Below are 23864 nucleotides of genomic sequence, written 5' to 3'. Positions count from 1 at the left end.
ATGGTTAAAACGATATGATGAAATTACCCTTATCTTTTGGAATTGCGATTGGCGTATTCGTGTCTGCTTCAGCAGCGGCAGAAATTGCTGCACCAAAGAATGCATCGCCTGAAGAGCATTTAAAGCTCGCGAGCCCTCAATTGCCTCAACATGACGTTGTGGAGACCTCCACTTCAAAAGAACATACTCTGTCTATTACAAAAGAAGAACTTGCTAAACGACCGGATTTGATTATCCGCGGCCTGATTCCGGCATTGCTGCAAAGCCATGCGGAGGCAGTGGCATTGTTGTTGCCCTTATACAAAAATTTGCCACAACAAGATCCTTTTTTGGTGGCTTGGGGCGAGGCTATGATGGCAACGCATCAAGGGAATTATGCCTCAGCGGTGCAGCAATATCGTGAATTATTTGCAAAACATCCTGAAGTTTTACCATTGCGTTATCAATTAGCCCATGCGTTATTTTTGAATAACGATAATGAAGCGGCGAAAGATCAATTCCAAAAACTTCGTGCGGAAGTGAATGATGCCTCATCGCAGCAAATGATCGATCAGTATTTAACCGCAATTAACCAACGAGATCAGTGGAAAATCAACGGTGGCATCAGTTTTTTAAATGAATCCAATATTAATAATGCGCCAAAAGCCGGCACCCGTATTGGTGCGTGGAAAGCTTGGGAGCGAGAACAGGCGCATGGGCTGTCTTATTATGTGGGAGCTGAAAAGAAATGGTCGTTGCCTCATCAGTTTTTTGCAAAACTGGTGTTAGATGGGCAAGGCAAATATTATTGGGATAACAAAAAATATAACGAATTTAATGCTCGAATCGGTGCCGGTTTGGGTTATCAAACGGCAAATACTGAACTTGCCTTAGTGCCTTTCACAGAACGACGTTGGTATTCCGGTGGATCATCCGGCAGTGATGCCATGAAACAATATTCTAAAAATTCCGGTGTACGTGTTGATGTGACCCACTGGCTCAATAAATCATGGCAAATTTCGACCGCACTTGAATATGGCGAGCAGCGTTATGCCACGCGTAAACATTTAAATGGCAATAATTATTTGTGGTCGAATACGCTCTTATTTTTACCTTACAGCGGACAATATTGGTATATCGGTGCGGATTATAATCGAGAAAATACACGTGATCGTGATAACGCCTATCAGCGTAAAAACGTGCGTTTAGGTTGGGTGCAAGAATGGCCTTTGGGTATTTCCAGTCGTCTTTCTGTTGCCTATGCAAGACGAGCGTATAAAGGGGAAGATTTACTTGGTATTCGTCAAAAAAACAAGGAATATCAAACCAATGTCACTTTATGGCATCGTAACGTGTATTTCTGGGGTATTACGCCGAAAATCACCTGGTCATACCAAAAAAATGACAGCAATCATCCGTTTTATCGCTATGATAAAAATCGGATTTATTTAGAAATGAGTAAAACGTTTTAATCATGGATTGAGGCAACTGTATCATGACGTTACAACAACGCTATCGACAAGCAACGAAAGAAGCCCGCTGGGCATTAGGTTTAACACTGTTTTATGTGATTGGTTGGTGCTTATGTGCTTACTTGCCAAAAGGTACACAAGGACCGATCGGCTTTCCGCTGTGGTTTGAACTTGCCTGTATTTACCTACCTATTCTCTTTATTGTGGTAGCGTATTGGCTGATTAAAATTGTATTTCAGGATATTCCGCTAGATGTGGAACAGGAAAAACAACATTCGACAACGGAGCGTCATCAATGAACCTAGGGATTATTTTTCCGCTCATCATCTATTTGGCGTTCGTGTTCGGCGCGGCGATTTATGCTTATGTCAAACGTCAAAAAGGTGGTGATTTTCTTTCCGAATATTATGTCGGCAACCGTTCCATGACTGGCTTCGTGCTCGCCATGACGACCGCCTCTACCTATGCCAGTGCCAGTTCCTTTATCGGTGGCCCCGGTGCGGCTTATAAGTATGGTTTGGGCTGGGTTCTGCTTGCTATGATCCAAGTGCCGGCAGTGTGGTTGGCTCTCGGTGCGTTGGGGAAAAAATTTGCTTTGCTTTCCCGAGAAACTAATGCCTTGACGATCAATGATTTATTGCTTTATCGCTATAAAAACAAATATTTAGTGTGGATTGCCTGCGTCGCGTTGTTGATCGCGTTCTTTGCGGCGATGACCGTGCAATTTATCGGTGGTGCCCGTTTGTTGGAAACGACTATTGGCATTCCTTACACTCAAGCCTTGTTAATTTTCGCTTTAACCGTGGGGATTTATACCTTCATCGGTGGTTTCCGTGCTGTGGTGTTAACGGACACGATCCAAGGTACCGTGATGATTCTAGGCACGATTGTGTTATTGGTCGGCGTGATTTATCAGGTAGGTGGCGTGGAAAGTGCGGTCAAAAAATTAACTGAAATTGACCCAAGCCTCGTCAGCCCGTACGGACCAAATGAGATGTTAGATTTCCAATTTATGGCGTCTTTCTGGATTTTAGTTTGCTTCGGTGTGGTGGGCTTGCCGCACACGGCAGTGCGTTGCATGGCGTTTAAAGACAGCAAAGCCCTGCACAATGGTATGTTGATCGGCACGATTGTGTTGACGATTATCATGTTTGGTATGCACTTGGCGGGCGCATTGGGGCGCGCCATCGTGCCGGATTTAACAGTATCGGATAAAGTGATTCCAAGCCTGATGTTGCAAGTGTTGCCACCGATTGTGGCGGGGATTTTCCTTGCAGCACCAATGTCGGCGATTATGTCCACGGTGGATGCCCAGCTCATTCAGTCGTCTTCTATTTTTGTGAAGGACTTGTATTTGGCAGCAAAACCGCAGGCGGTGCAAAACCAAAAACGTATCGGTCGAATCTCTTCAGTAATTACATTAATTTTGACCGCACTTTTAATTTTCGCTTCTCTCAATCCGCCGGATATGATCATTTGGTTGAATCTTTTTGCCTTTGGTGGTTTGGAAGCCGCATTTTTATGGGTTATCGTATTAGGACTGTATTGGGACAAAGCTAATGCTTACGGTGCGGTTAGCTCCATGTTGGTCGGCTTAGTTTCGTTTATTTTATTTACCCAATTTGGTATTAAACTTTTTGGCTTCAACCCGATTGTGCCAGCGTTAGTCTTCGGCTTAGCGGCATTTTTGATGGGGAATAAAATTGGAGAGAAGCGCCATTCAAAGTGCGGTGAAAATGACAGGTAAAATACATGAAAAAAATCGATCAAAAAAGCTTAGAAAATGCTTACCGCTTGTTTGAAACGAATGATATTCAGCAAATTGAAGTGGGAACAACACGGGGATTGCAGCAAATTCACCGCTATTTATTTCAAGATTTGTATGATTTTGCCGGCGTGATTCGAGAACAAAATATTTCCAAAGGCAATTTTCGTTTTGCCAATTCGTTGTATTTAAAAGAAGCCTTGGGCAAAATTGAGCAAATGCCCGAAACGACATTTGAGGGGATTATTAATAAATATGTTGAAATGAATATTGCCCATCCGTTTTTGGAAGGTAATGGACGTTCAACAAGAATTTGGTTGGATTTAATCTTAAAGAAAAATTTAGGCAAAGTAGTGAACTGGCAAAATGTCGATAAAACCTTGTATTTGCAGGCAATGGAGCGTAGTCCGATTAATGATTTAGAAATCCGTTTTTTATTGCAAAATAATTTAACGGATGATGTGGATAACCGTGAAATTATTTTTAAAGGTATCGAACAATCCTACTATTATGAAGGTTATGAAAAAGAATAAAGGATAAACACATGGCTTGGATTCAAATTCGCCTGAACAGTACTAATGAAAAGGCAGAGCAAATCAGTGATTTTTTAGAAGAAATTGGATCGGTGTCCGTTACCTTTATGGACAGCCAAGATACGCCGATTTTTGAGCCGTTGCCGGGGGAAACTCGTTTGTGGGGCAACACGGACGTAATTGCTTTGTTTGATGCGGAAACCGATATGAATGTCGTCGTGAATGCACTAAAACAAGCAAAGCATTTAGACGAAAATTCCGCCTATAAAATCGAACAAATTGAAGACAAAGATTGGGAACGTGAGTGGATGGATAATTTCCACCCAATGCAATTCGGCAAACGTTTGTGGATTTGCCCAAGCTGGCGTGATGTGCCGGATCCGAATGCCGTGAACGTGATGCTTGATCCGGGCTTGGCGTTTGGCACGGGGACACACCCGACTACCGCACTTTGTTTGGAATGGCTTGATAGTTTAGATTTGAAAGATAAAACGGTGATCGACTTTGGTTGTGGCTCCGGCATTTTAGCCATTGCGGCATTGAAGCTAGGCGCAAAAAGTGCGGTCGGTATTGATATCGATCCGCAAGCGATTTTAGCCAGCCGCAACAATGCGGAACAAAACGGTGTGGCGGATCGTTTGCAACTGTTTTTATCCGATGCAAAACCGTCAGACTTGAAAGCCGATGTGGTGGTGGCGAATATTCTGGCGGGGCCGTTAAAGGAGCTTTACCCGGTGATTAGCCAGTTAGTGAAACCCAACGGAGATTTAGGCTTGTCGGGCATTTTAGCTACACAAGCGCAATCCGTGTGCGATGCCTACGCCGAGCGTTTTGTGCTCGAGCCGGTGGCAGAGCGCGAAGAGTGGTGTCGAATTACCGGTAAGTTAAAGGCATAGCGCGCAATAGATGTCAGTCGGTGATAAAAAAGTGCGGTGAAAAAATATCACGTTTTTTCACCGCACTTGGTTTTTGAGAGGCTAGTAACCACTTTCTTGAAAATTCGGCAAGAATGAAGCCTGCTGAATCCGCTTGACGCGGGTCTCAATACGCCCGTCTGCATAGAGCTCGATTTCACGCCAGCCCGGCTGAAGGGTATCAAGCGTAAAGCTGTTGCAGTCCGGTTTAAATTGCACACAGGTGGAAGGGGTGGCCATGACACGGTAGCCATGCCATGTGCTATCTGCCTGTTGATGAATATGACCATATAATAGGGCTTTAACGCGTGGAAATGGCGCTAACACGCTGGCTAATTCATGAGGATTGCGCAAATTATGCTGATCCAACCAAGCCGATCCGGTTGACAGCAAATGGTGATGCAACACAACAAGGGCATAGCGTTGAGGGTGCGCCTCTAACTTTGTTTTTAACCATGCCAGTGTTTCCGGTTCAAGTTGACCGTGCGGCACGCCTTGTACTTGGCTATCTAATAATAGGATTTGCCAATGTTCTCCTAATAAGAGGTGCTTTCCGGCATTGACGTTGCCTTGGGTGAGATGCTCAACCATTTTAGGCTGAAAGTCATGATTTCCCGGAATCCAAAACACCATTTTTTCTAGCGATTTTACATTGTCGCAAAAGCGTAAATAACCTTCATCACTGCCGTCTTGTACCAAATCCCCTGTCGCTAGCACGAGATCATAGGCATAGTGGGCTTGTTGGATCTCAGTGAGTACCTGCGAAAAACTGGCTTGTGTATTAATTCCCAACAATTCCCCGTTGATGTCCTTGAATAAATGAGGATCCGTAATTTGTATAATACGAAAGACCTCTTGTTGGGCGTGATATTGATAGGTATTTAACAAAGTAAACTCCTCATATTAACTGCGCCTAAATGGCCTGAGCTGTCTAAACGCATGGGGTTATCGCCATTGCGTTTTCAGTTGAGGATAATTTAACGCTAACCATTGAAGCCCCATAACGGCAATGCCATTATCAATTTTGCCTTCACAAACCCATTGATAGGCGGTTTCTCGACTAACGACATGAACCCGAATATCTTCATTTTCTTCCGCTAAACCATGCAAACCGCCAACTTGGGTGCTATCTACTTTGCCGACAAATAAATGAATACGTTCTAATACGCCACCCGGACTATCCCAAACGCTTAAGCAGTGTTGTAGATGAGTGATTTTTGCACCGGCTTCTTCTTCGCTTTCTCTTAATGCGACGGATTCCGGCGTTTCGCCTTCTTCTACCATGCCGGCAATCAATTCAAGTAACCATGGCGATGGTTTTAGTGTCGGATCGTAGGCACCGATACGCACTTGTTCTACCAAAACGACATTATCCAATACCGGATCGTAGGCAATAACGGCAGAAGCCGCGCCTTTGATTAACAATTCGCGCGTAACCACACCACTCCAGCCACCGGCAAAAAGTTTATGTTTAAATTTCACTTTATTTAGTTTAAAAAAACCGCGATAAACTGTTTCATCCTCTAAAATCTCAATATCTTGTTGAGTAAATTGTTGAAACGGATACATCTTTCTCTCCCTAAATGTTCGCCGGCGGTTAGGATACTTTCATTCTTCCTAAAAAAAAATGGAATTTTGGCTAAAATTTTCGGATCTTTGAAGTTGGTCACAAAACTGGGGAGGCGGAGAGCAACGAAAAAACCATGGTATGGCGTAATGAGCACGTTGCTCTCCCAACGTAAGAATGGGTGAAATTATTTTCCTTCTTGCGTGATTTTAACCCAACGTTCAATGAGGCGTTTGCTTTCTGCATCGGCACCAAAGCGGATGAAGTCAATATCCAATAACTTCAGTTTTGTTGGATCGCTGGCTTTCGGGGACGCCTTAGCATGAATGTTCGTTGGAATTTGATAAGAATCGGATTCGCGCCATGGAATTTCTTGTGCTTCCGCATCGAGGACGAAATCCACGAAGTGTTTGGCATTTTCGAGATTACGTGCACCCTTGATAATGCTGACCGCACCCAGTGTGTAACCCACGCCTTCACAAGGTAAAATGCCTTTTACCGGTGCGCCTTTGTCTTTTTCACGCACATAGCTATGCATAAAGGAAACGTCCACACTCACTTCTCCGGTGGATAAATTACCGGTGGCTAAACCGCTCTTGGAATATTGCGCCACGTTTGCATTGAGTTTTTTCAAATAATCAAAGGCTTTTTCTTCACCCCAAAGTTGTACTAATGTTGTTAGAAAAGAATAGCCTGTGCCGGACACGCGGGGATCGGCATATTGAATTTGATTTTTGAATTCGGGCTTAAGTAAATCGGCGAAGCATTTCGGTTCCGGAATATTGAGCTGTTTTAATTTTTCCGTATTCACACCGATAGCGACTTCCATTAAATAGATAATTGACGTGTAATCGCCTCGTTCATCCATTAATTTTTTGAACTGTGGCATGATATCTTTTTGTAATGGGGAGCGATAAACTGCCAGCAAACCTTGATCAGCGGCTTGTAGGTGCGGTTCAAAGGTGCCGCCAAACCATACATCGGCCTGTGGATTGTCTTTTTCTGCCTTGATTTTACCCAGTACGGTGCCGGTGCTGTTGCGTACAAATTGGGTGTCAACATGATATTTTTCGGCAAAGCGTTTTGTGACTTTTTCACAGGTGACATTTTGCACGCTGCAATACACGGTGAGTTTGCCTTCCGCTTGGGCGTTTTGCGTATAAAACAGCATTGGAAGCAAGCAAAGTGCGGTGGTTTTTAAGGTCGTTTTTAAAAGGGAATCATTTTTAGCAAGCATGGTCATTGATCTAATCCTTGATGAGATTGAAAAATAAAACCAGCTAACAACTCAACGGGGGAAATCGGCTGAAAGACGCCATAGAAGCAGAGTGAAGTGCATTAGTTTCCTACGTCAGTGCTAACTGTATCAGGTTCACGGGTATTTCTCAGCTTCGTTATTTAAACGAACGAAGCACCCCGACTAACGTGCACTACTATAAAATGTTACTTCGTGTTTGTAAATGTTTTGTTATGTTTCATCTTATTGTTTTTTCTGAATTTCCTTTTCTTTTGCTGGAGGCAGCCTATGTCTTAACAGACTGTCTCAACAGACTGAGATTAGACCGAGATTAAAAACGATAAATTCACAGAGACAATGTGTGAATTCTGTACAATTTCAAGTCAGACGCGATTATTTTTAAATTTAAACTTGCAATTTATTTTGAAATGAGTAGAATAGCCCACCTCAATCGCGGGGTGGAGCAGCTTGGTAGCTCGTCGGGCTCATAACCCGAAGGTCGTCGGTTCAAATCCGGCCCCCGCAACCATTTTTCATGATGTAACTTCTTTTTAAGACCTGTTTTGATGTTTTTCAAAACAGGTTTTTTCTTTTCTTTATTGCGGCTGGCGTGAGTGAATAATCTTCTTACTCACGCCACGCGTTATTAACTATACATCGCCTCAATCTGTGTTTGATAGCGTTGCAGAATGACTTTTCGGCGTAGTTTTAAGGTAGGGGTAATTTCTTCCAGCTGCGTACTGAATGCCTGAGGCAACAGGGTGAAACGTTTGATTTGTTCCCATCCGGCAAGCTCTTTTTGTAACTCGTTGATTCGCTGTTCTAACATTTGCAAAATCTCGGAATTTTTGAGCAATTCCAAACGATCTTGATATTTGATGTTGACCTGTTTGGCGTATTCCTCAAGGGCGGCATAGCAAGGTACGATAAGGGCGGATACGTATTTTTTCGCATCAGCAATGACCGCGATTTGTTCAATGAATTTGTCTTTGCCGATTTTGCTTTCCAACACTTGCGGTGCAATGTATTTGCCATTGGAGGTTTTCATTAATTCTTTAATGCGGTCGGTGATGTATAAATTGCCCTCGGCGTCGAATTCGCCGGCATCACCGGTTTTTAAAAAACCGTCTGCAGTGAAAGCATCGGCGGTTTCTTGTGGTTTTTTGTAATACCCTTTCATCACCATGCCACCGCGTACGAGAATCTCGTTATTTTCACCAATTCTGACTTCTGCGCCCGGCATTAAGCGACCGATGGAATTGGCGTTAAAGTGAAAATCATCCCAACAGGAGACGGTTGCGGTGGTTTCTGTCATGCCATAACCCAGTTTAATATTTAAACCGATACTATGGAAAAATAAACCGATAGTCGGTTCTAATTTGGCACCGCCACAAGGCATCATGCGAATGCGTCCGCCAAGTAGCGCACGTAATTTGCCAAGTACCAGCTTGTTGGCGAGGGCATATTGTTGTTTTAACAAAAAGCCGATTTTTTGTCCTTTGGCAAGGGCATCAAAATGTTGACGTCCGATGGCCATCGCCCAATGGAAAATCCATTGGCGTAGCTTGGGAGCGTTGTGCACTTTATCTAAAATAGCCGTATAAATTTTTTCGTAAAAACGCGGCACAGCACACATTAAGGTTGGTCGAATCTCTGCTAAAGCCGACCGCACCTGATTGGTATCTTCAATGTAACAGTTGGTCGCACCGCGATGGAGCACATAAGCCACCCAAGCGCGTTCAAAAATATGCGATAAGGGTAAGAAGGAAAGGGATACATCGGTATCATCTACTTTCAGCGCCTGATCGTGCGCGTTGAGTTGATGCGCTAAATTCGCGTAATCCAACATCACGCCTTTCGGCTCACCGGTGGTGCCCGAGGTGTAAATTAGCGTAAACAAATCCGCCAAGCACTTGCCATCCAATCGCTGTTGTAATTCTGCCTGATATTGCTCATCTGCCATCTCAATAAAGTCTTGCCAATGGCAGGCTTTGGCGTGTTCATGCAAATGGATCGTGCTTTTCATCGCCACGATTTTTTCCAGTTTCGGGCATTCATCGACGATCTCTAACACTTGATCATATTGTTCTTGGTCACCCACGAAAATGATCTTCATCTCCGCATTATTGATAATAAATTGCGCTTGTTTGGCGGTGTTCGTGGCATAAATTGGCACGGTGACGGCACGCACTTGCAATGTACCGATGTCAGTTATCGTCCAACGCGGCATATTGTGTGAAAAAATACCAATTTTATTTTGAATATCAATATGATTTGCTAATAACGCTAATGAAATTTGGTCAATTTGTTGTTGAAACTCTGACCAAGAAATAGACAACCAATTGTTGTCTTTGAAGTAACGAAGTGCGGTACGATTTGCCAGTGTTTTTGCTTGGCTACGCACGCGATGAATAAAGTGAAAATTGAGATCCATGGTTAAATCCAAAGTCAGCTAACAGTTGTGCGCTAATATAGCGGATTGAGGCGCAAAACTCTAGCCATAAAAACAATGAATAGGCCTACACGGCAAGCCAGTTTATTGATGCAATGTGTTTGCTTTTAGAACGACAAAGTGCGGTGAAAAAAATAAGCGTTTTTCTGTTGGCAAGAAAAACGCTTACGGTTTCTTATAAATGTTCAGATGGAATCTGAAAAGGAATGGTTTAAACTACCATTGAAAACGATAGACAACTTGTACGCCAAAGGGTTGCTTGATGTGTTTGCCGTCGGCGCGATTTACTTCTAATCCCATTCGATGATTGCCAAAACCGGCATTTAAACCGACCGCACCGGTGAAACGACCGCGATAACTTTCGACATTGAGCTGAGTACCATGGTAGTTGATATCGCTATGATGATTTCGCGTTGTGATTGCATTCGCTTCGGCATAAGGCTGAAGTTTCCATCCGCGGCTTAATTCGAAGGTTTTCGCAAGACGTAATCCGACACGAGAAGACACGGCTGAGAGGCTATCTTCTTTTTCTTTACCGTTAATATGCATCCAAGCCAATTGCGCTTGTGGGGTCACGGTCCATGCGCCGGCTAATTGGAATTGTTTGCCGATTTCACTGCTTAACGTGTAAGCGTTGTAACGCTGTTTTTCTGTATGATTCGAGTCAGCGGTTAAGCGACTATATTGCGCGATGTTATCTAAATAGACACCATTGTCAGCCATGTAAGTCCCGTAAACTCCAATGGCTTGTCCTTTCACTTTTCCGTTGCCGTAATGATTGTTGAAGTCAATATTGGCTTGGCTGTGTCCGACAAATCCGCCTAAACGCACCTTATTCGTCGCTGCAGCATCTGCACCAACTTGTAAGCTATGTACGTTTTGCTTAAAGCCGGAAGTTTGACTTTCACCTGTGGAAAGTGCGGTGAGTTTTTGATGTGAATTGACGTTTCTCACCCACACATTGCTTTTCTCACCGGTTCTGATTTCACCTAAACGTCGGTGAATGCCGTTCAACTCATTTTCGACCATCAGTAATTCCGCTTGGCGAAGAGATACTTGTGCGTTTGCGCTCTCAAGTAGTTGTGCCGTCTTCGGTAAGGATGGTGTAATATTTGCCTGAGCCTGAGCCTGAGCCTGAGCCTGAGCCTGAGCCTGAGCCTGAGCCTGAGCCTGAGCCTGAGCCTGAGCCTGAGCCTGAGCCTGAGCCTGTGGCTGCTGAGCTTGTGGCTGTTGAGCTTGTGGCTGTGGCTGTGGCTGTGGCTGTGGCTGTGGCTGTGGCTGTGGCTGTGGTGTGACTGTGCTTTGTGAGTGCGCTAGCACCCAATTTTTCCCTTCAGGGGTTAAGAAGTATTTATAAGCACCGAGCGCCACATAACCATTGGCATTCGCTAAGTGAAATTTTGCATTTCCGCTGTTGGTTTCAACTAAGGTTACTTTACCGTTTGCTACATGCGCACCGTGATCCGTCACATTAAGGTGATGATCACCTTCCGCGTTTCCTTTCACAACGATTTTATCGGTTTTGTTTTCAGCGATATTGGTATTGAGATCAAAGGTGGTGGAGCCAGTGAGATCACCTTTAATCGTTAACGTTTTATATTCCGATGTCGGTTCAAATTTGACCGTTGAATTTTGCGTATTCAAATGATGAAGAATACTTGATTGATTAAAACGCCACTGGCTGTTTGATAATGTGACGTTTACTTCAGTGTTTGCCGGTTTTTGTGGGTTTTCAATAATTGCGCCACTCAGTTTAGAGTTGTTATCAGCAAGAAGTTGTACCTGGAACGTGGCTTTATTGGCAAGGTCTTCCTCGTCTTCTTCAAATGGGAAATTCGGATCATTGACGGAAACGAGTGCTTTAGTGGTATTTAATTCGGTGTTATGTAAGTTCAGAGTGATTGTGCGTTCTTGACCTAATGTCCCCAAAATCAATCCATAACCGGCTTTAATGTGAGAATCAGTTAAGTTAACCGTTGGTGAGCCACCTTCATAGGTTTCCATGAAGGTACTTTTATCGTTTAACGAGGCGTTTAACTTTTTAGCGTTAACACGTTGCGTGTCAGGGAGATCAGTGGCAATATCAAAAACAGATTGCAAATCCTGATTGCCGTTAACGGTCACGTTCTCAATGTTCACAATGTCTTTTTCGTTAAGTGCATATGCGGTGTTATTTTTTCCATTCATCGTGATTTGATGATTTGAAGAATTAATGATCGATGCTTGTCTCGATTCAATTGCATTTGAACCGTCATTATTGAGCTCAATGTCTGCTTGTGTATTGATGGTTGAATGATAGGAGCGAATTGCAGCATTGCCGTCAAATTCACCGTAAGCATCAGGGATCTTGTGAATTTGAGAGAAGTTTTGGTCAACAATGAGTTTGACACCTTTTTCTAAATTTGCTGTTGTGCCATCTGCACCAAGTAATTGGCTAGACGTATAATCCTCTTTGAGTATTGCTTTAACGCCTGATTTTAAGGTGATGACATTCCCTTGTGCTGTTGAATCATAAACACTAAACAAAAAATCCGTTAATTGACTAGGTTGATTTAGGGAGCGATCAGCGCCATTTTCTGTTTTTGCTTTATTTTGGTAATTTCCTGCTTCAACGGTGATATTTAGCGCATTTTTGTATGCCGTCGGTGCTTTGTTGATGTTCCATTCGTTGTTAGGTCCGTGGGTATATATACAACCGGTTGGCGTATTGCAAGTGAGGTCCACCGCCCATGCCGAGTGGGCTAAACTTAATGCTGCTGCCACCAAACTTAACTGAAAAGTGCGGTGTGTTTTTGGCGTGTTTTTCATCTTCGTTCCTTTTCGTGATTAATCAAGAGACACGTGTATTTTATGACTCTCAGCGCTAAAAATATCACGTTTAATTTGTCGGCAAATTCTACTAAAAATGCCCCTTTTAGCTCAAGAACAAGTTATTTTCTGATTGCAGCATTTAATGATCTTAATCAATTTTTATGCTATGATTTTCCCGTTTTTTAAACATGAATTTACTCAAACAAAAGGAAAAAATTATGGCTTATACTTTACCTGAATTAGGTTATGCCTATGACGCATTAGAACCCCATTTCGATGCGCAAACCATGGAAATCCATCACACTAAACACCACCAAGCGTATGTCAACAACGCTAACGCTGTGTTAGAAAACTCCCCGGAATTACAAGAACTTGCCGGCGGTTGCCCGGGTAAATTATTGGCGCACTTACATGACGTTGCACCGGAAAAACGCCCAGCATTACGCAACAACGCAGGCGGCCATTTAAACCACAGCTTATTCTGGAAAAGTTTGAAAAAAGGTACTACGCTAAAAGGCGCATTAAAAGATGCCATCGAACGTGATTTTGGTTCTGTTGAAAACTTCAAAGCGGAATTTGAAAAAGCGGCAGCGACCCGTTTCGGTTCCGGTTGGGCATGGTTAGTGTTAGAAAACGGCAAACTTGCGGTGGTTTCTACGGCAAACCAAGACAACCCAATTATGGGTAAAGAATTTGCCGGCTGCTCAGGCACACCAATCTTTGGTTTAGACGTTTGGGAACACGCTTACTATTTGAAATTCCAAAACCGCCGTCCGGACTACATCAAAGAATTCTGGAATGTAATCAACTGGGATTTTGCGAACGAACGCTTTGAAAAAGCATTAGCCGACGCGCACCATTAATTTTAAGTCAGCCTCATGTCGTCATCTACACAGAAATTGTGTAGATGACGTTTAGGATTCGTCCACTGCGTAACCTTGCGGTGGCAACAAGCTCCCATCTAAATAAGCACCATCGCCTTTTTGCGTTAAACGCCCGTCCACAAACCATTTTATCACTAAGGGATAAAACCGAATTTCTTGTGTTTTTACCCGTTCTTCAATGTCCGTGATGTCATCATCAGGGAAAATCGGCACTTTGGCTTGTAATACAATGGCGCCACCGTCCACTTCTTCATTCACAAAATGAATGGTCATGCCGTGTTCCGTTTCACCGGCGTCTATGGCACGTTGGTAAGTATGCAATCCTGCGTATTTCGGCAATAAGGAAGGGTGAATGTTGAGAATTTTTCCTGCAAAGCGTCGGGTGAATTCCGCGCTCAGAATTTTCATGTAGCCGGCAAGCACAATTAAATCCGCACCGAGATTGTCGATTTCATCACCAATATGGCGATCCATGTCGAGGTTATCGGCGTAATCACGACGCAAAAAAGTGCGGTGAAAAATACCCGCACTTTGGGCGCGTTGCAATCCAAAGGCATCAGATTGATTGCTGAATACGCCGACGATTTCGGCATTGATATAGCGCGATTGGCAAGCATCAATGATCGCTTGTAAATTCGCGCCATAACCGGAAATGAGAACAACGATCTTCTTCATTAACGAATAACAACTTGTTCTTTATCATCTTGAGCAAGGTGTTGAATTTCACCGATGACCCAAGCTTTCTCGCCTGCTTGTTGGAGCAGTCCTAGGGCTGTTTCCACATCTTCTTTCGGCAATGCTACAATCATGCCGACGCCACAGTTAAAGGTGCGGTACATTTCGTGGTCGGTGATGTTGCCATGCTGTTGCAACCAATCGAAGGCTACCGGCCATTGCCAGCTGTTTTCATCAATCACTGCTTTTACGCTGTTAGGCAAGACGCGCGGGATATTTTCCCAGAAACCGCCACCGGTTAAGTGGGCGATAGCGTGAACATCAACGTGTTTGATCAGTTGTAAAATCGATTTTACATAAATCTTCGTTGGCGCCAGCAAGTGATCCGCTAAAGAACGACCGTCAAGTTGTGCTTCGGTAGGATTTACGCCGGCAACATCAATGACTTTACGAATGAGTGAATAACCGTTGGAATGTGGACCGCTGGACCCTAGGGCGATTAACGCATCGCCGACTTTGACTTGGCTGCCGTCAATGATTTCGGATTTTTCCACCACGCCCACGCAGAAACCGGCGAGGTCGTAATCACCTTGGTGATACATCCCCGGCATTTCAGCCGTTTCACCGCCAACCAAGGCGCAACCGGATTGTTCACAGCCGTTGGCAATGCCTTTAATCACGCTGGCGGCAACATCCACGTCTAATTTGCCGGTGGCGTAATAATCCAAGAAGAATAGCGGTTCAGCACCTTGCACCACCAAGTCGTTTACGCACATGGCGACAAGATCAATACCAATGCTGTCGTGACGATTTAAATCAATGGCTAAACGTAATTTTGTGCCAACGCCATCGGTGCCGGACACCAAAATCGGTTCTTTGTATTTCGCCGGAATCGCACATAACGCACCAAATCCACCCAAGCCGCCGATGACTTCAGGGCGAGTAGTGCGTTTGACGTCAGGTTTAATACGCTCAACTAATTCGTTACCGGCATTGATATCCACGCCGGCATCTTTGTAACTTAAGGATGGTGTACTCACGATGGCTTCCCGTTGATTTATGAAAATAAAATGAATGAGGGCGCCATTGTACACGCTTACGCAATCGTTTGCGAGGTGTGAAACGGATTTTTCTCTCAAGGCGAGGTTTCAATTAGCTATTAGGTGGAAATTATGACAAAATGAACCACATAGGAACCGTTCGAAATAAAAAGGAGTTTGCTATGAAAAAAACGATCGTCATTTTAACCGCACTTTTATTGGCAGCTTGTACTTCCTTCTCCCATTCGAACAAATCGGTATCCACGCAGCAAGATGAGGCAAAAGCGCAGGAAGAGGTTTCCATCACGCCACCAAAGAAAACAAAGGTCGGTTTCTTGCAACTCATGCCGGGCATTTTTTATTATGTTGATACTGATTCCATTTGGGTAGATAACAAAGATAAACGTCTTATTCATTTTGATGCGGTGATCAATTTAGATAAAGGATTATATGTCTTTGAAGAGCATCCTAAGTTATATGCCAAATCTATGCGTCAATATAAGATCTTAAATTGTGAGAATCATCATTTTACGCATGTGCGTAGCGATTTTTATGCTGATTTCTGGGGAGAAGGCATTCGTACTGCGCCAAAACGTCAATCTCAGCACACGATGACGTTACAACCGCAATCTTCGTTGTACATTTTAGGCGAAGTCATCTGCGCCAATATGTATCGTCGAAAATAAATTTCGTTGCGCAAGTTCGTAGCGTGCATCTTGATGCACGACCAAATTACGCACGGAACGTTATTTAACTCTTTCGGGCATTCATGATTTCGTGCAACAAGTTGCACGCTACGATTCTGATTTTTGGGGGATGGTATTCGCACGGCACCAAAGCGTTAATCTCAACATACGATTAAGTAACAACCGCAATCTTCTCTTTATACGTTAGGACAGGTGATGTGTGCGAATATGTATCGTCGAAAATAAATTTCGTTGCGCAAGTTCGTAGCGTGCATCTTGATGCACGACCAAATTACGCACGGAACGTTATTTAACGCTTTCGGACATTCATGATTTCGTGCAACAAGTTGCACGCTACGATTCACTAAAATAGTGATATGAAAATAAACACGGTGACCGGTTTTCACAAGCCCCTTTAGGGCTTGTGAAGTATGGGCCCTAAAGGGGAGCCTAAAAACCGCACGTTTTACATGCGGATTGTTATTCAGCTTGTAATTTATAAGCGACTAAATCTTCAATCGTCACAACAGGGAAGTGATGTTGTTTGGCAAAAGCGACGATTTCCGGTGCGCGAGCCATGGTGCCGTCGTCATTGGTGATTTCACAAATGACACCGGCAGGTTTAAAACCGGCAAAACGGGCTAATTCAATGGCGGCTTCCGTATGACCACGACGTTCTAATACACCGCCTTTGGCTGCACGCAAGGGGAAAATATGACCTGGGCGATGTAAATCGGATGGTTTCGCGCCATCGGCAATCGCCGTTTTAATGGTTGTTACACGATCGGCGGCAGAAACACCGGTAGAAACGCCTTTTGCTGCTTCGATTGAAATCGTAAAGGCGGTTTTATTCACGCTGGTATTATTGGCCACCATCGGTGGGAGATCCAATTGTTGGCATAATTCATCAGTGATACATAAACACACGATACCACTTCCGTAGCGAATTAATTTTGCCATTTGTTCAGGCGTGATGGTTTCTGCCGGAAAAATCAGATCGCCTTCATTTTCACGATCTTCATCGTCGAGCACTAAGACGCCATTGCCTTGTTGAAAAGCCTGAATGGCTGACATAACACGTTGTTCCGGCGTGCCGAATTGGGAGAGTAATGACTGATTCATAGTAAATTCCTTCGTTAAAACTTGAGATACCAGAATCAGGGCTGATGAGGGAATATCGCCGGTGTAAATCATACATTGCCGTAAAGATAACAACGCATGACGTTGCCTAAATTCTCTTTCATCCAGACTTTTACTGTCGGCTTTGGAGTTTCACCAAATCTGCTGACTTTGCCAAAAAAAGCAAACGCTCGTGGGCTTTATGTGTAAACATATTTACCACCGGTAGGGAATTTCGCCCTGCCCTGAGAATACGGATGTAGTATAGCGCAAAGGTTGTGAATAAAAAACGTTTTTATTTATGCTTGAATTACACAAAATAGTGCGGATAATAGATAAAAATAGGGCATTTATGCGATATTTTTCAAAAATAGTGCAGGCTATGCGACAGCACTAAAGCGCATCAAGGTGTGTTGTGCTTTTTATAAAACGTTACCAAAAATCACCGCACTTTTGCCTCAATAACGAGGTTAAATAAGGAAATAAGTATGTCAACTTTCCAATACTTACAAGAAAAACGTAAACAGCTTAACCTGAAAGTAAGCGATATATGCCAACAGGCGAATATCACTCGTGCTTATTTCAATCAATTAGTGAGTGGAAAAATTAAGAATCCTAGCGCCGCAAAATTAACTGCGTTGCATCGTGTGCTACAAATTAATGAGCCGAATAATAAAAAAGTCGGAGTAATTTTCGGAAAATTTTATCCTGTCCACACCGGCCACATTAATATGATTTACGAAGCCTTCAGTAAAGTGGATGAAGTGCACGTGATTGTGTGTAGCGATACGGAACGGGATTTAAAGCTATTTTATGATAGCAAAATGAAACGGATGCCAACGGTGCAAGATCGTTTGCGCTGGATGCAACAAATTTTTAAATATCAGAAAAATCATATTTTTATTCATCATTTGGTAGAAGATGGCATCACCAGCTACCCTAACGGTTGGCCGGAATGGGCAAGTCGGGTAAAAGAATTATTCAAAGAAAAAGGCTTTACACCAAGCGTGGTCTTCAGCAGTGAAGTGCAAGATAAAGCACCTTACGAAAAATATTTAAATCTGGATGTCTCTTTAGTGGATCCTAAACGGGAATTCTTTAATGTCTCCGCGACTAAAATTCGTAATCACCCTTTCCATTATTGGAAATTTATCCCGAAAGAAGTGCGTCCATTTTTTGCCAAAACCATTGCGATTTTAGGTGGCGAAAGCAGCGGGAAAAGCGTTCTGGTCAACAAATTAGCCACCGTATTTAATACCACATCCGCATGGGAATATGGTCGTGAATTCGTGTTTGAGCAACTGGGTGGCAATGAGCAGGCAATGCAATATTCCGATTACCCGCAAATGGCGCTGGGGCATCAACGTTACATTGACTACGCTGTGCGTCACGCTCATAAGGTCGCCATTATTGATACAGATTTCATCACCACGCAAGCCTTTTGCATTCAATATGAAGGTAAAGCCCATCCGTTTTTAGATTCCATGATCAAGGAATATCCTTTCGATGTCACCATTTTGCTCAACAACAATACGCAATGGGTGGACGACGGTTTACGCAGCTTGGGAAGCCAAAAACAACGGCAGCGGTTCCAACAACTCTTAAAAAAATTGCTTGATAAATACAATGTGCCTTACATTGAAATTGAATCACCGAGTTATTTGGAGCGTTATAATCAAGTCAAAGTGATTGTTGAAAAAATTCTCAACGAAGAAGAACTGCCGGAGCTCAACAGTGAGCATGGGCATTCCCTTTTTTAAATTCGAGTACGTATGATTTTATTTGCAGGCGATCCCCATGGTAGTTTTGATCACCTTTATCCGTTCCTAAAAACCCAACAGGATGTGGCGCTGGTCATTCTTGGCGATTTACAACTCACTACGCCGGAACCGTTAGAAAAGCTGGCGCAACTGGCGGATTTGTGGTTTATTCACGGCAATCATGACAGCAAGACCGTTGAGGCGTTTGAAGCGTTGTGGGGAACAGAATGGAAACAGCGTAACTTGCATGGACGGGTGCAGAACATTCAAGGGAAACGGATTGCCGGTTTAGGCGGCGTTTTTCGCGGACAAATTTGGATGCCACCAAATAAACCCATGTTTTTTGATCCTATCCATTATTGCCAATATTGTTCTCAGGAAAGAATCTGGCGAGGCGGTGTGCCGCTACGTCACCGTACGTCAATTTTTCCATCGGATATTGAAGCGTTGGAAACGCAACAAGCGGATATTTTAATTTGCCATGAAGCACCGAAACCGCATCCATCAGGCTTTGCTGTGATTAATCAACTGGCAGAAAAAATGGGCGTACAACAAATTTACCATGGCCACCACCATGAGAATTTTAACTACGCCGACGCAAAAAAGCCTTATCAAATTATCAATGTCGGTTTTTGCAGTTTGTGTGACGAAGCTGGTCGCTATCTTTATGTTGGGGTGGATGACCGAGGCGTGTGATCGGTCAAAAACACCTGAAAATACCACCGCACTTTCATACATCCCCTTAATCTTGGGGAATTTTATGCGATAATACGACTCCATTTTTTTAGGATGATCTTATGTTATTAAAAAATAAAACACTGGGCAGTGCCTTAATTATTGCCGGCACCGCCATTGGCGCCGGGATGTTGGCAATGCCGCTCACTTCAGCTGGCATCGGTTTCGGATTTACTGCGGTCTTATTGATCGGGCTTTGGTTGCTTCTTGCCTACAGCGGACTGCTCTTTGTGGAGGTTTATCAAACCGCGAAACGCAAAGATGACGGTGTCGCCACCTTAGCAGAAAATTATTTCGGTATGCCGGGACGTATTATTTCCACGGTGTCTTTATTTGTCTTGCTTTATGCCTTGTCGGCGGCGTATATGACAGGTGGTGGAGAACTGTTAGCCAGTGCCTTGCCGGCGAATCTTTTTGGCGAAGAGGAGACTCATCTTAAAACTTCAATTTTGCTCTTTACCATTATTCTTGGGACATTTGTTGTCATCGGTACGAATGGTGTTGATGGCATTACGCGTCTGTTATTTTCCGGCAAAATTTTCGTGTTTATTATCGTGCTTGCCATGATGTTACCGGAAGTCGTGCCGATGAATTTAATGGAAATGCCGTTAGATTACGCCTTAATTTTGTCTGCCGGCCCGGTATTTTTTACCTCTTACGGCTTCCATGTGGTGATGGGCAGTATCAACAGTTACTTAGACGGTGATGTGAAGCGTTTTAGAACTGCCATTATTCTTGGCACGGCCATTCCATTAAGTGCTTATTTATTATGGCAATTAGCCACGCACGGCATTTTCAATCAAAATGAATTTGTGACCATCTTAAAAGAAAATCCAACATTGACCGGTTTGATTAATGCCACTAAGACGCTTACTGGTAGCGATGTGTTAAGTCGCATTTTGCCTGTGTTTTATTCGCTTGCATTAATTACGTCTTTTTTAGGTGTCGCACTTGGTTTATTTGAAGGTCTAAATGATTTATTCAAACGAGCAAAAATTCCGGCAAATCGTCTGAGCTTAACCGTGGCAACCTTCATTCCGCCGTTGGCTTTTGCCTTGTTCTACCCGAACGGATTTATTGCGGCTTTAGGTTATGCCGGTTTGCTATGTGCCTTTTATTGCCTTATTTTGCCTATTGGTTTGGCATGGCGTGTAAGACAACAACATAAAAATTTGCCATACCGTGTCGCTGGCGGAAATGGAATGTTGGTGTTTGCGCTAATTATCGGACTTCTTATCATTGCCATTCCTTTCTTGATCCAAGCCGGTTTCTTGCCACAAGTCATTGGCTAAGGATAAACGCACAAGCAAATCATCACATAAACACAAGGGCGGGTTTGTTGGAATCCGCCTTTTTTATGTTCGCAAAAAAAAGTGCGGTCAAAAAACGAAGTATTTTTTTGACCGCACTTGTGTTTTAGATAAACCTGTAATTAGGACGATTAACGTCGTGGTAAATAACGGGTTGGATCGACGGATTTGCCTTTGTAACGGATCTCAAAGTGAAGTTTCACGCCATCTGTGCCGGTGTTCCCCATTTTGGCGATTTGTTGTCCGGCGCTGACCATTTGTTGATCTTTGACCAAAATACGGTCATTGTGTGCGTAGGCACTGAGAAAGTCATCGCTGTGTTTAATAATGATCAAATTACCATAACCACGCAACGCATTACCGGCGTAAACCACTTGACCACTGGCGGCAGCATTAACCGCTTGACCTTTAGAACCGCTAATATCAATCCCTTTGTTGCCTCCGTCAGCATTGGAGAAACCTTGAATAATGCTGCCGTTTGTCGGCCAATTCCATACGACACCGGAATTGGCCGGTGCAGTGTCTGCAGACGGTTGAGATGAAGGAGATGGCTGTACCGGTGTGTTTTGTGTAATGAGCGGCACATTTTTTGGCGGCACAGTGCCCACGGTGGCTTTTACCGGTCCGGTAATGGTGCCGTCTGAACCATATTGTGTGCCGTTGGCACCCGGCGTATAGGTGACCACAGGTTCCGCCGGTTTGCTTTCAGGTGCAGTCGGTATAGTAGCCTGTGGTGCGGCAGACGATGTGGTGGCTGTCGCGGTGTGTGCCACATTTTGTTGCGGACGATTGGATGAGATTTTCATCACTTGACCCACGTTGAGCTGATAGGGCTCCGACAAATTGTTTAATGCGGCTAATTCTTTCACATCCAAACCGGAAATATAGGCGATAAGGAACATGGTATCGCCTTTACGGACCGTGTAAGTGTCACCTTTGTAGAAACCTTTATTGATTTGGCTGTAATCCGGGGCATTGGTTTCCGGATTACGCGGAATCGTAAAATCTTGCGAGGTTTGCTGCGGTTTATTTTGCACTGCCGGCGCCGGTTGTGGTTTTGGTGCCGGCTGCGGTTGATACGTCGGCTGGAAATTCGGCTGTGGAGCAGATTGAGCCGGTTGAGCCGGCGTTTGTGGTATTGGACCGTTCATGCTATTCGGAACGCTACTTTGTTGAATTTGAGGCTCCCAGCTGGTATTGCCACCCATAGAGGGATTGTCCACCGGTTGCATGATGCCAGGGGATAAGGTGCCATCTGCGTTTTCTACCGGTGCCGGTGCGTCTGAACTACAGGCTGTAAGAATAGCCACCGTAATAGGTAAAAGTAAAAAAGACTTTTTCATAAAAATATTCCTTATTGCATATTGATTGGCATACGTTGTTGTTGAATTTCCGGCAGCCAACTACCGCCTGCGATAGCGCCGGTGCCTTCTACCGGTTGCATGATGCCCGGCGGAAGTGCATCCTTATCTTTTTCTTCTTGAATTGGCTCATCAACATCCCACGTACAGGCTGTGAGTGCCATAGACAACACGAAAATCAGTTTATTCATTATATAACCTTGCTTAACGTAAAATAAAATAAGCGACAACGGCTAAAACCACCACCGACCAACCAATGAGCTCAATGGATTGGCGCAGTTTCGCTGCAAATTTTTCGCCACCCCAAGCCGCTAATTTGGCGACTAATAAAAATCGTGCCGCCCGGGAAATAAACGCGGTGATGACAAAAGGTAAAAATGCCATTTGCATCACTCCGGCACAGATGGTGAAAACTTTGTAAGGAATCGGTGAGAACCCGGCCACAAACACCACTAAAATGCCCCATTTTTCAAACCATTGAATAGCGGTTTGCCAATGCGACTGATAGCCCCATTGATTAATGTAATGTTCTACAAAATCAAACGCATAATAACCCAATGCATAGCCGATGATACCGCCCAACACGGAAGCAATCGCCGTAAACAAAGCCAATTTCACCGCACTTTGTGGCTTTGACATGGACATTGGAATTAACATGACATCCGGTGGAATGGGGAAAAAAATGGCTTCGATAAAACTGACAAAAGTTAGCCAAAATGGGGCGAAACGGTGTTTCGACCACGCCATGGTTTTATCATACATTGCACCAAATAAATTCATTTGCATTCCTTATTTCGAAAGGGCGAATTATTCACTTTCTAGCCAACGTTGTAAAGCATTGATTGAGTGGTGTGCCGTCATATCGACTTGAATCGGCGTGATGGACACATAACCGTTTTTTACTGCATGAAAATCTGTGCCTTCGCCGTCATATTCCGGTAAGCCACTTAGCCCGATCCAATAAATATCTTCGCCTCGCGGGCTTTGTTGTTTAATGACTTCGGCGGAAGAAGAACGGTAACCCAAATGGCAGACTTTAATGCCTTTGAGCTCTTCATAAGGCACGTCCGGCACATTAATATTGAGAATTTCGTGTTTGCCCAATAATTGCGAATGTAATTTAGGGACGAGTTCGCATACCACACGGGCTGCCGTTTCAAAATGTTGACGGCCGTCAAGAGACACCGCAATAGACGGCAAGCCCAAATGACGCCCTTCAAAGGCGGCGGCGACCGTGCCGGAATACAATACATCGTCCCCCAAGTTTGCGCCGGCGTTAATGCCGGAGACCACTAAATCGATGCGCCCGGAAAGAAAACCATTGAGCGCAATGTGCACGCAATCGGCGGGCGTGCCGTTAACGCAGTAATCGCCACTTTCCAAATGTAATGGTTGTAATGGTTTCACTAAGGTTAACGAACTTGAGGCGGCACTGCGGTTGCTGTCAGGGGCGACGATGGTGACATTGGCGATCTTGCGCAGGGCCTCTGCCATGGCGCGAATACCCGGCGCGTGAATGCCGTCGTCATTACTCAATAAAATATTCATAGAAAATTCCTGTGTT

General features: G+C 44.0%; 22 protein-coding genes, 1 tRNA gene and 2 riboswitches. Of the genes, 11 read left to right on the top strand and 12 right to left on the bottom strand.

Annotated elements, in window-relative coordinates; all coding sequences use genetic code 11:
- Window positions 1–17 precede the first annotated feature (17 nt).
- Genes AC30SF_RS08625 through prmA form a run of 5 tightly spaced genes read left to right on the top strand, consistent with a single transcriptional unit; the run spans window position 18 to window position 4645 of the window.
- Window positions 18–1451, top strand: coding sequence for a surface lipoprotein assembly modifier (locus AC30SF_RS08625; RefSeq protein ID WP_209364752.1), 1434 nt, complete (start codon window positions 18–20; stop codon window positions 1449–1451).
- A 23-nt stretch (window positions 1452–1474) separates the two neighbouring features.
- Entirely contained in the window at window positions 1475–1750 is a 276-nt protein-coding gene (locus AC30SF_RS08620) for a YhdT family protein (RefSeq protein ID WP_489608180.1), read from the top strand.
- Window positions 1747–3198 (top strand): sodium/pantothenate symporter, encoded by a 1452-nt coding sequence (panF, locus tag AC30SF_RS08615; RefSeq protein WP_489608179.1) that lies wholly within the window; start codon window positions 1747–1749, stop codon window positions 3196–3198. Before AC30SF_RS08620 ends, panF begins: the two co-directional genes overlap by 4 nt.
- A 5-nt stretch (window positions 3199–3203) precedes the next feature.
- Window positions 3204–3749 carry a protein adenylyltransferase Fic gene (fic, locus tag AC30SF_RS08610; RefSeq protein WP_489608178.1) on the top strand — a complete coding sequence of 182 codons (546 nt, stop codon included), beginning with the start codon at window positions 3204–3206 and terminating at the stop codon, window positions 3747–3749.
- A gap of 11 nt (window positions 3750–3760) precedes the next feature.
- On the top strand, window positions 3761–4645 hold the full coding sequence (gene prmA / locus AC30SF_RS08605) for a 50S ribosomal protein L11 methyltransferase (protein ID WP_376922389.1): 885 nt from the start codon (window positions 3761–3763) through the stop codon (window positions 4643–4645).
- A gap of 81 nt (window positions 4646–4726) precedes the next feature.
- Here prmA and cpdA read toward each other — a convergent pair whose 3' ends face one another.
- From cpdA to AC30SF_RS08590, 3 genes are all read right to left on the bottom strand, one after another.
- Window positions 4727–5551, bottom strand: a complete 825-nt coding sequence (gene cpdA, locus AC30SF_RS08600; RefSeq protein WP_489608177.1) for a 3',5'-cyclic-AMP phosphodiesterase — start codon at window positions 5549–5551, stop codon at window positions 4727–4729.
- A 57-nt stretch (window positions 5552–5608) separates the two neighbouring features.
- Window positions 5609–6232, bottom strand: a complete 624-nt coding sequence (gene nudF / locus AC30SF_RS08595; RefSeq protein WP_489608176.1) for an ADP-ribose diphosphatase — start codon at window positions 6230–6232, stop codon at window positions 5609–5611.
- A 185-nt stretch (window positions 6233–6417) separates the two neighbouring features.
- Window positions 6418–7473, bottom strand: a complete 1056-nt coding sequence (locus tag AC30SF_RS08590) for an ABC transporter substrate-binding protein (RefSeq protein WP_489608175.1) — start codon at window positions 7471–7473, stop codon at window positions 6418–6420.
- Between the two features lie 83 nt (window positions 7474–7556).
- Window positions 7557–7659, bottom strand: a riboswitch (TPP riboswitch).
- A gap of 260 nt (window positions 7660–7919) precedes the next feature.
- On the opposite strand from AC30SF_RS08590, the gene AC30SF_RS08585 reads away from it, so the two are divergent.
- A tRNA-Met gene (locus AC30SF_RS08585) sits at window positions 7920–7996 on the top strand.
- A gap of 117 nt (window positions 7997–8113) precedes the next feature.
- Here the strand turns inward: AC30SF_RS08585 and AC30SF_RS08580 are convergent.
- Window positions 8114–9901 carry an AMP-dependent synthetase/ligase gene (locus AC30SF_RS08580; RefSeq protein ID WP_489608174.1) on the bottom strand — a complete coding sequence of 596 codons (1788 nt, stop codon included), beginning with the start codon at window positions 9899–9901 and terminating at the stop codon, window positions 8114–8116.
- A 234-nt stretch (window positions 9902–10135) separates the two neighbouring features.
- Window positions 10136–12727, bottom strand: a complete 2592-nt coding sequence (locus tag AC30SF_RS08575) for an autotransporter outer membrane beta-barrel domain-containing protein (protein ID WP_489608173.1) — start codon at window positions 12725–12727, stop codon at window positions 10136–10138.
- A 221-nt stretch (window positions 12728–12948) separates the two neighbouring features.
- Here AC30SF_RS08575 and sodA point away from each other — a divergent pair, with 221 nt between their 5' ends.
- Window positions 12949–13593 (top strand): superoxide dismutase [Mn], encoded by a 645-nt coding sequence (sodA, locus tag AC30SF_RS08570; protein ID WP_314115923.1) that lies wholly within the window; start codon window positions 12949–12951, stop codon window positions 13591–13593.
- 51 nt (window positions 13594–13644) lie between these two features.
- Here the strand turns inward: sodA and purN are convergent, their stop codons facing one another.
- Window positions 13645–14289, bottom strand: coding sequence for a phosphoribosylglycinamide formyltransferase (purN, locus tag AC30SF_RS08565; protein ID WP_489608172.1), 645 nt, complete (start codon window positions 14287–14289; stop codon window positions 13645–13647).
- Window positions 14289–15329 carry a phosphoribosylformylglycinamidine cyclo-ligase gene (gene purM / locus AC30SF_RS08560; RefSeq protein ID WP_489608171.1) on the bottom strand — a complete coding sequence of 347 codons (1041 nt, stop codon included), beginning with the start codon at window positions 15327–15329 and terminating at the stop codon, window positions 14289–14291. The genes purN and purM overlap by 1 nt, the downstream gene beginning before the upstream one ends.
- Window positions 15330–15511: 182 nt before the next feature.
- Here purM and AC30SF_RS08555 point away from each other — a divergent pair, with 182 nt between their 5' ends.
- Window positions 15512–16015, top strand: coding sequence for a surface-adhesin E family protein (locus tag AC30SF_RS08555; protein WP_489608170.1), 504 nt, complete (start codon window positions 15512–15514; stop codon window positions 16013–16015).
- A gap of 480 nt (window positions 16016–16495) precedes the next feature.
- On the opposite strand, the gene ribB is transcribed toward AC30SF_RS08555, so the two are convergent.
- The gene (gene ribB / locus AC30SF_RS08550) at window positions 16496–17137 is read right to left on the bottom strand and encodes a 3,4-dihydroxy-2-butanone-4-phosphate synthase (RefSeq protein WP_489608169.1); all 642 of its coding nucleotides are present in this window, start codon (window positions 17135–17137) and stop codon (window positions 16496–16498) included.
- Window positions 17138–17243: 106 nt separating this feature from the next.
- A riboswitch (FMN riboswitch) is annotated at window positions 17244–17391 on the bottom strand.
- A 231-nt stretch (window positions 17392–17622) separates the two neighbouring features.
- Here ribB and nadR point away from each other — a divergent pair.
- From nadR to AC30SF_RS08535, 3 genes are all read left to right on the top strand, one after another.
- Complete coding sequence (gene nadR / locus AC30SF_RS08545; protein ID WP_296027645.1) at window positions 17623–18894, top strand: multifunctional transcriptional regulator/nicotinamide-nucleotide adenylyltransferase/ribosylnicotinamide kinase NadR; 1272 nt, start codon at window positions 17623–17625, stop codon at window positions 18892–18894.
- A gap of 12 nt (window positions 18895–18906) precedes the next feature.
- Window positions 18907–19590, top strand: coding sequence for a metallophosphoesterase family protein (locus AC30SF_RS08540; protein WP_489608168.1), 684 nt, complete (start codon window positions 18907–18909; stop codon window positions 19588–19590).
- A 101-nt stretch (window positions 19591–19691) separates the two neighbouring features.
- Window positions 19692–20921 (top strand): aromatic amino acid transporter, encoded by a 1230-nt coding sequence (locus AC30SF_RS08535; protein WP_489608167.1) that lies wholly within the window; start codon window positions 19692–19694, stop codon window positions 20919–20921.
- Window positions 20922–21070: 149 nt separating this feature from the next.
- Here AC30SF_RS08535 and nlpD read toward each other — a convergent pair whose 3' ends face one another.
- From nlpD to surE, 4 genes are read right to left on the bottom strand one after another with little or no spacing between them, the layout of a single operon-like run.
- Window positions 21071–22282, bottom strand: a complete 1212-nt coding sequence (gene nlpD / locus AC30SF_RS08530) for a murein hydrolase activator NlpD (RefSeq protein ID WP_290521220.1) — start codon at window positions 22280–22282, stop codon at window positions 21071–21073.
- An 11-nt stretch (window positions 22283–22293) separates the two neighbouring features.
- Window positions 22294–22491, bottom strand: coding sequence for a hypothetical protein (locus AC30SF_RS08525; protein ID WP_209364246.1), 198 nt, complete (start codon window positions 22489–22491; stop codon window positions 22294–22296).
- A gap of 13 nt (window positions 22492–22504) precedes the next feature.
- Entirely contained in the window at window positions 22505–23080 is a 576-nt protein-coding gene (locus AC30SF_RS08520) for a YqaA family protein (protein WP_489608166.1), read from the bottom strand.
- Window positions 23081–23107: 27 nt separating this feature from the next.
- Window positions 23108–23848, bottom strand: a complete 741-nt coding sequence (gene surE, locus AC30SF_RS08515; RefSeq protein ID WP_209364250.1) for a 5'/3'-nucleotidase SurE — start codon at window positions 23846–23848, stop codon at window positions 23108–23110.
- Window positions 23849–23864: the final 16 nt, after the last annotated feature.

It is taken from the genome of Aggregatibacter valvarum, from assembly GCF_980468985.1.
Note: the sequence above shows the minus strand (reverse complement) of the source record. Positions and strands in the feature narration are given on the sequence as shown.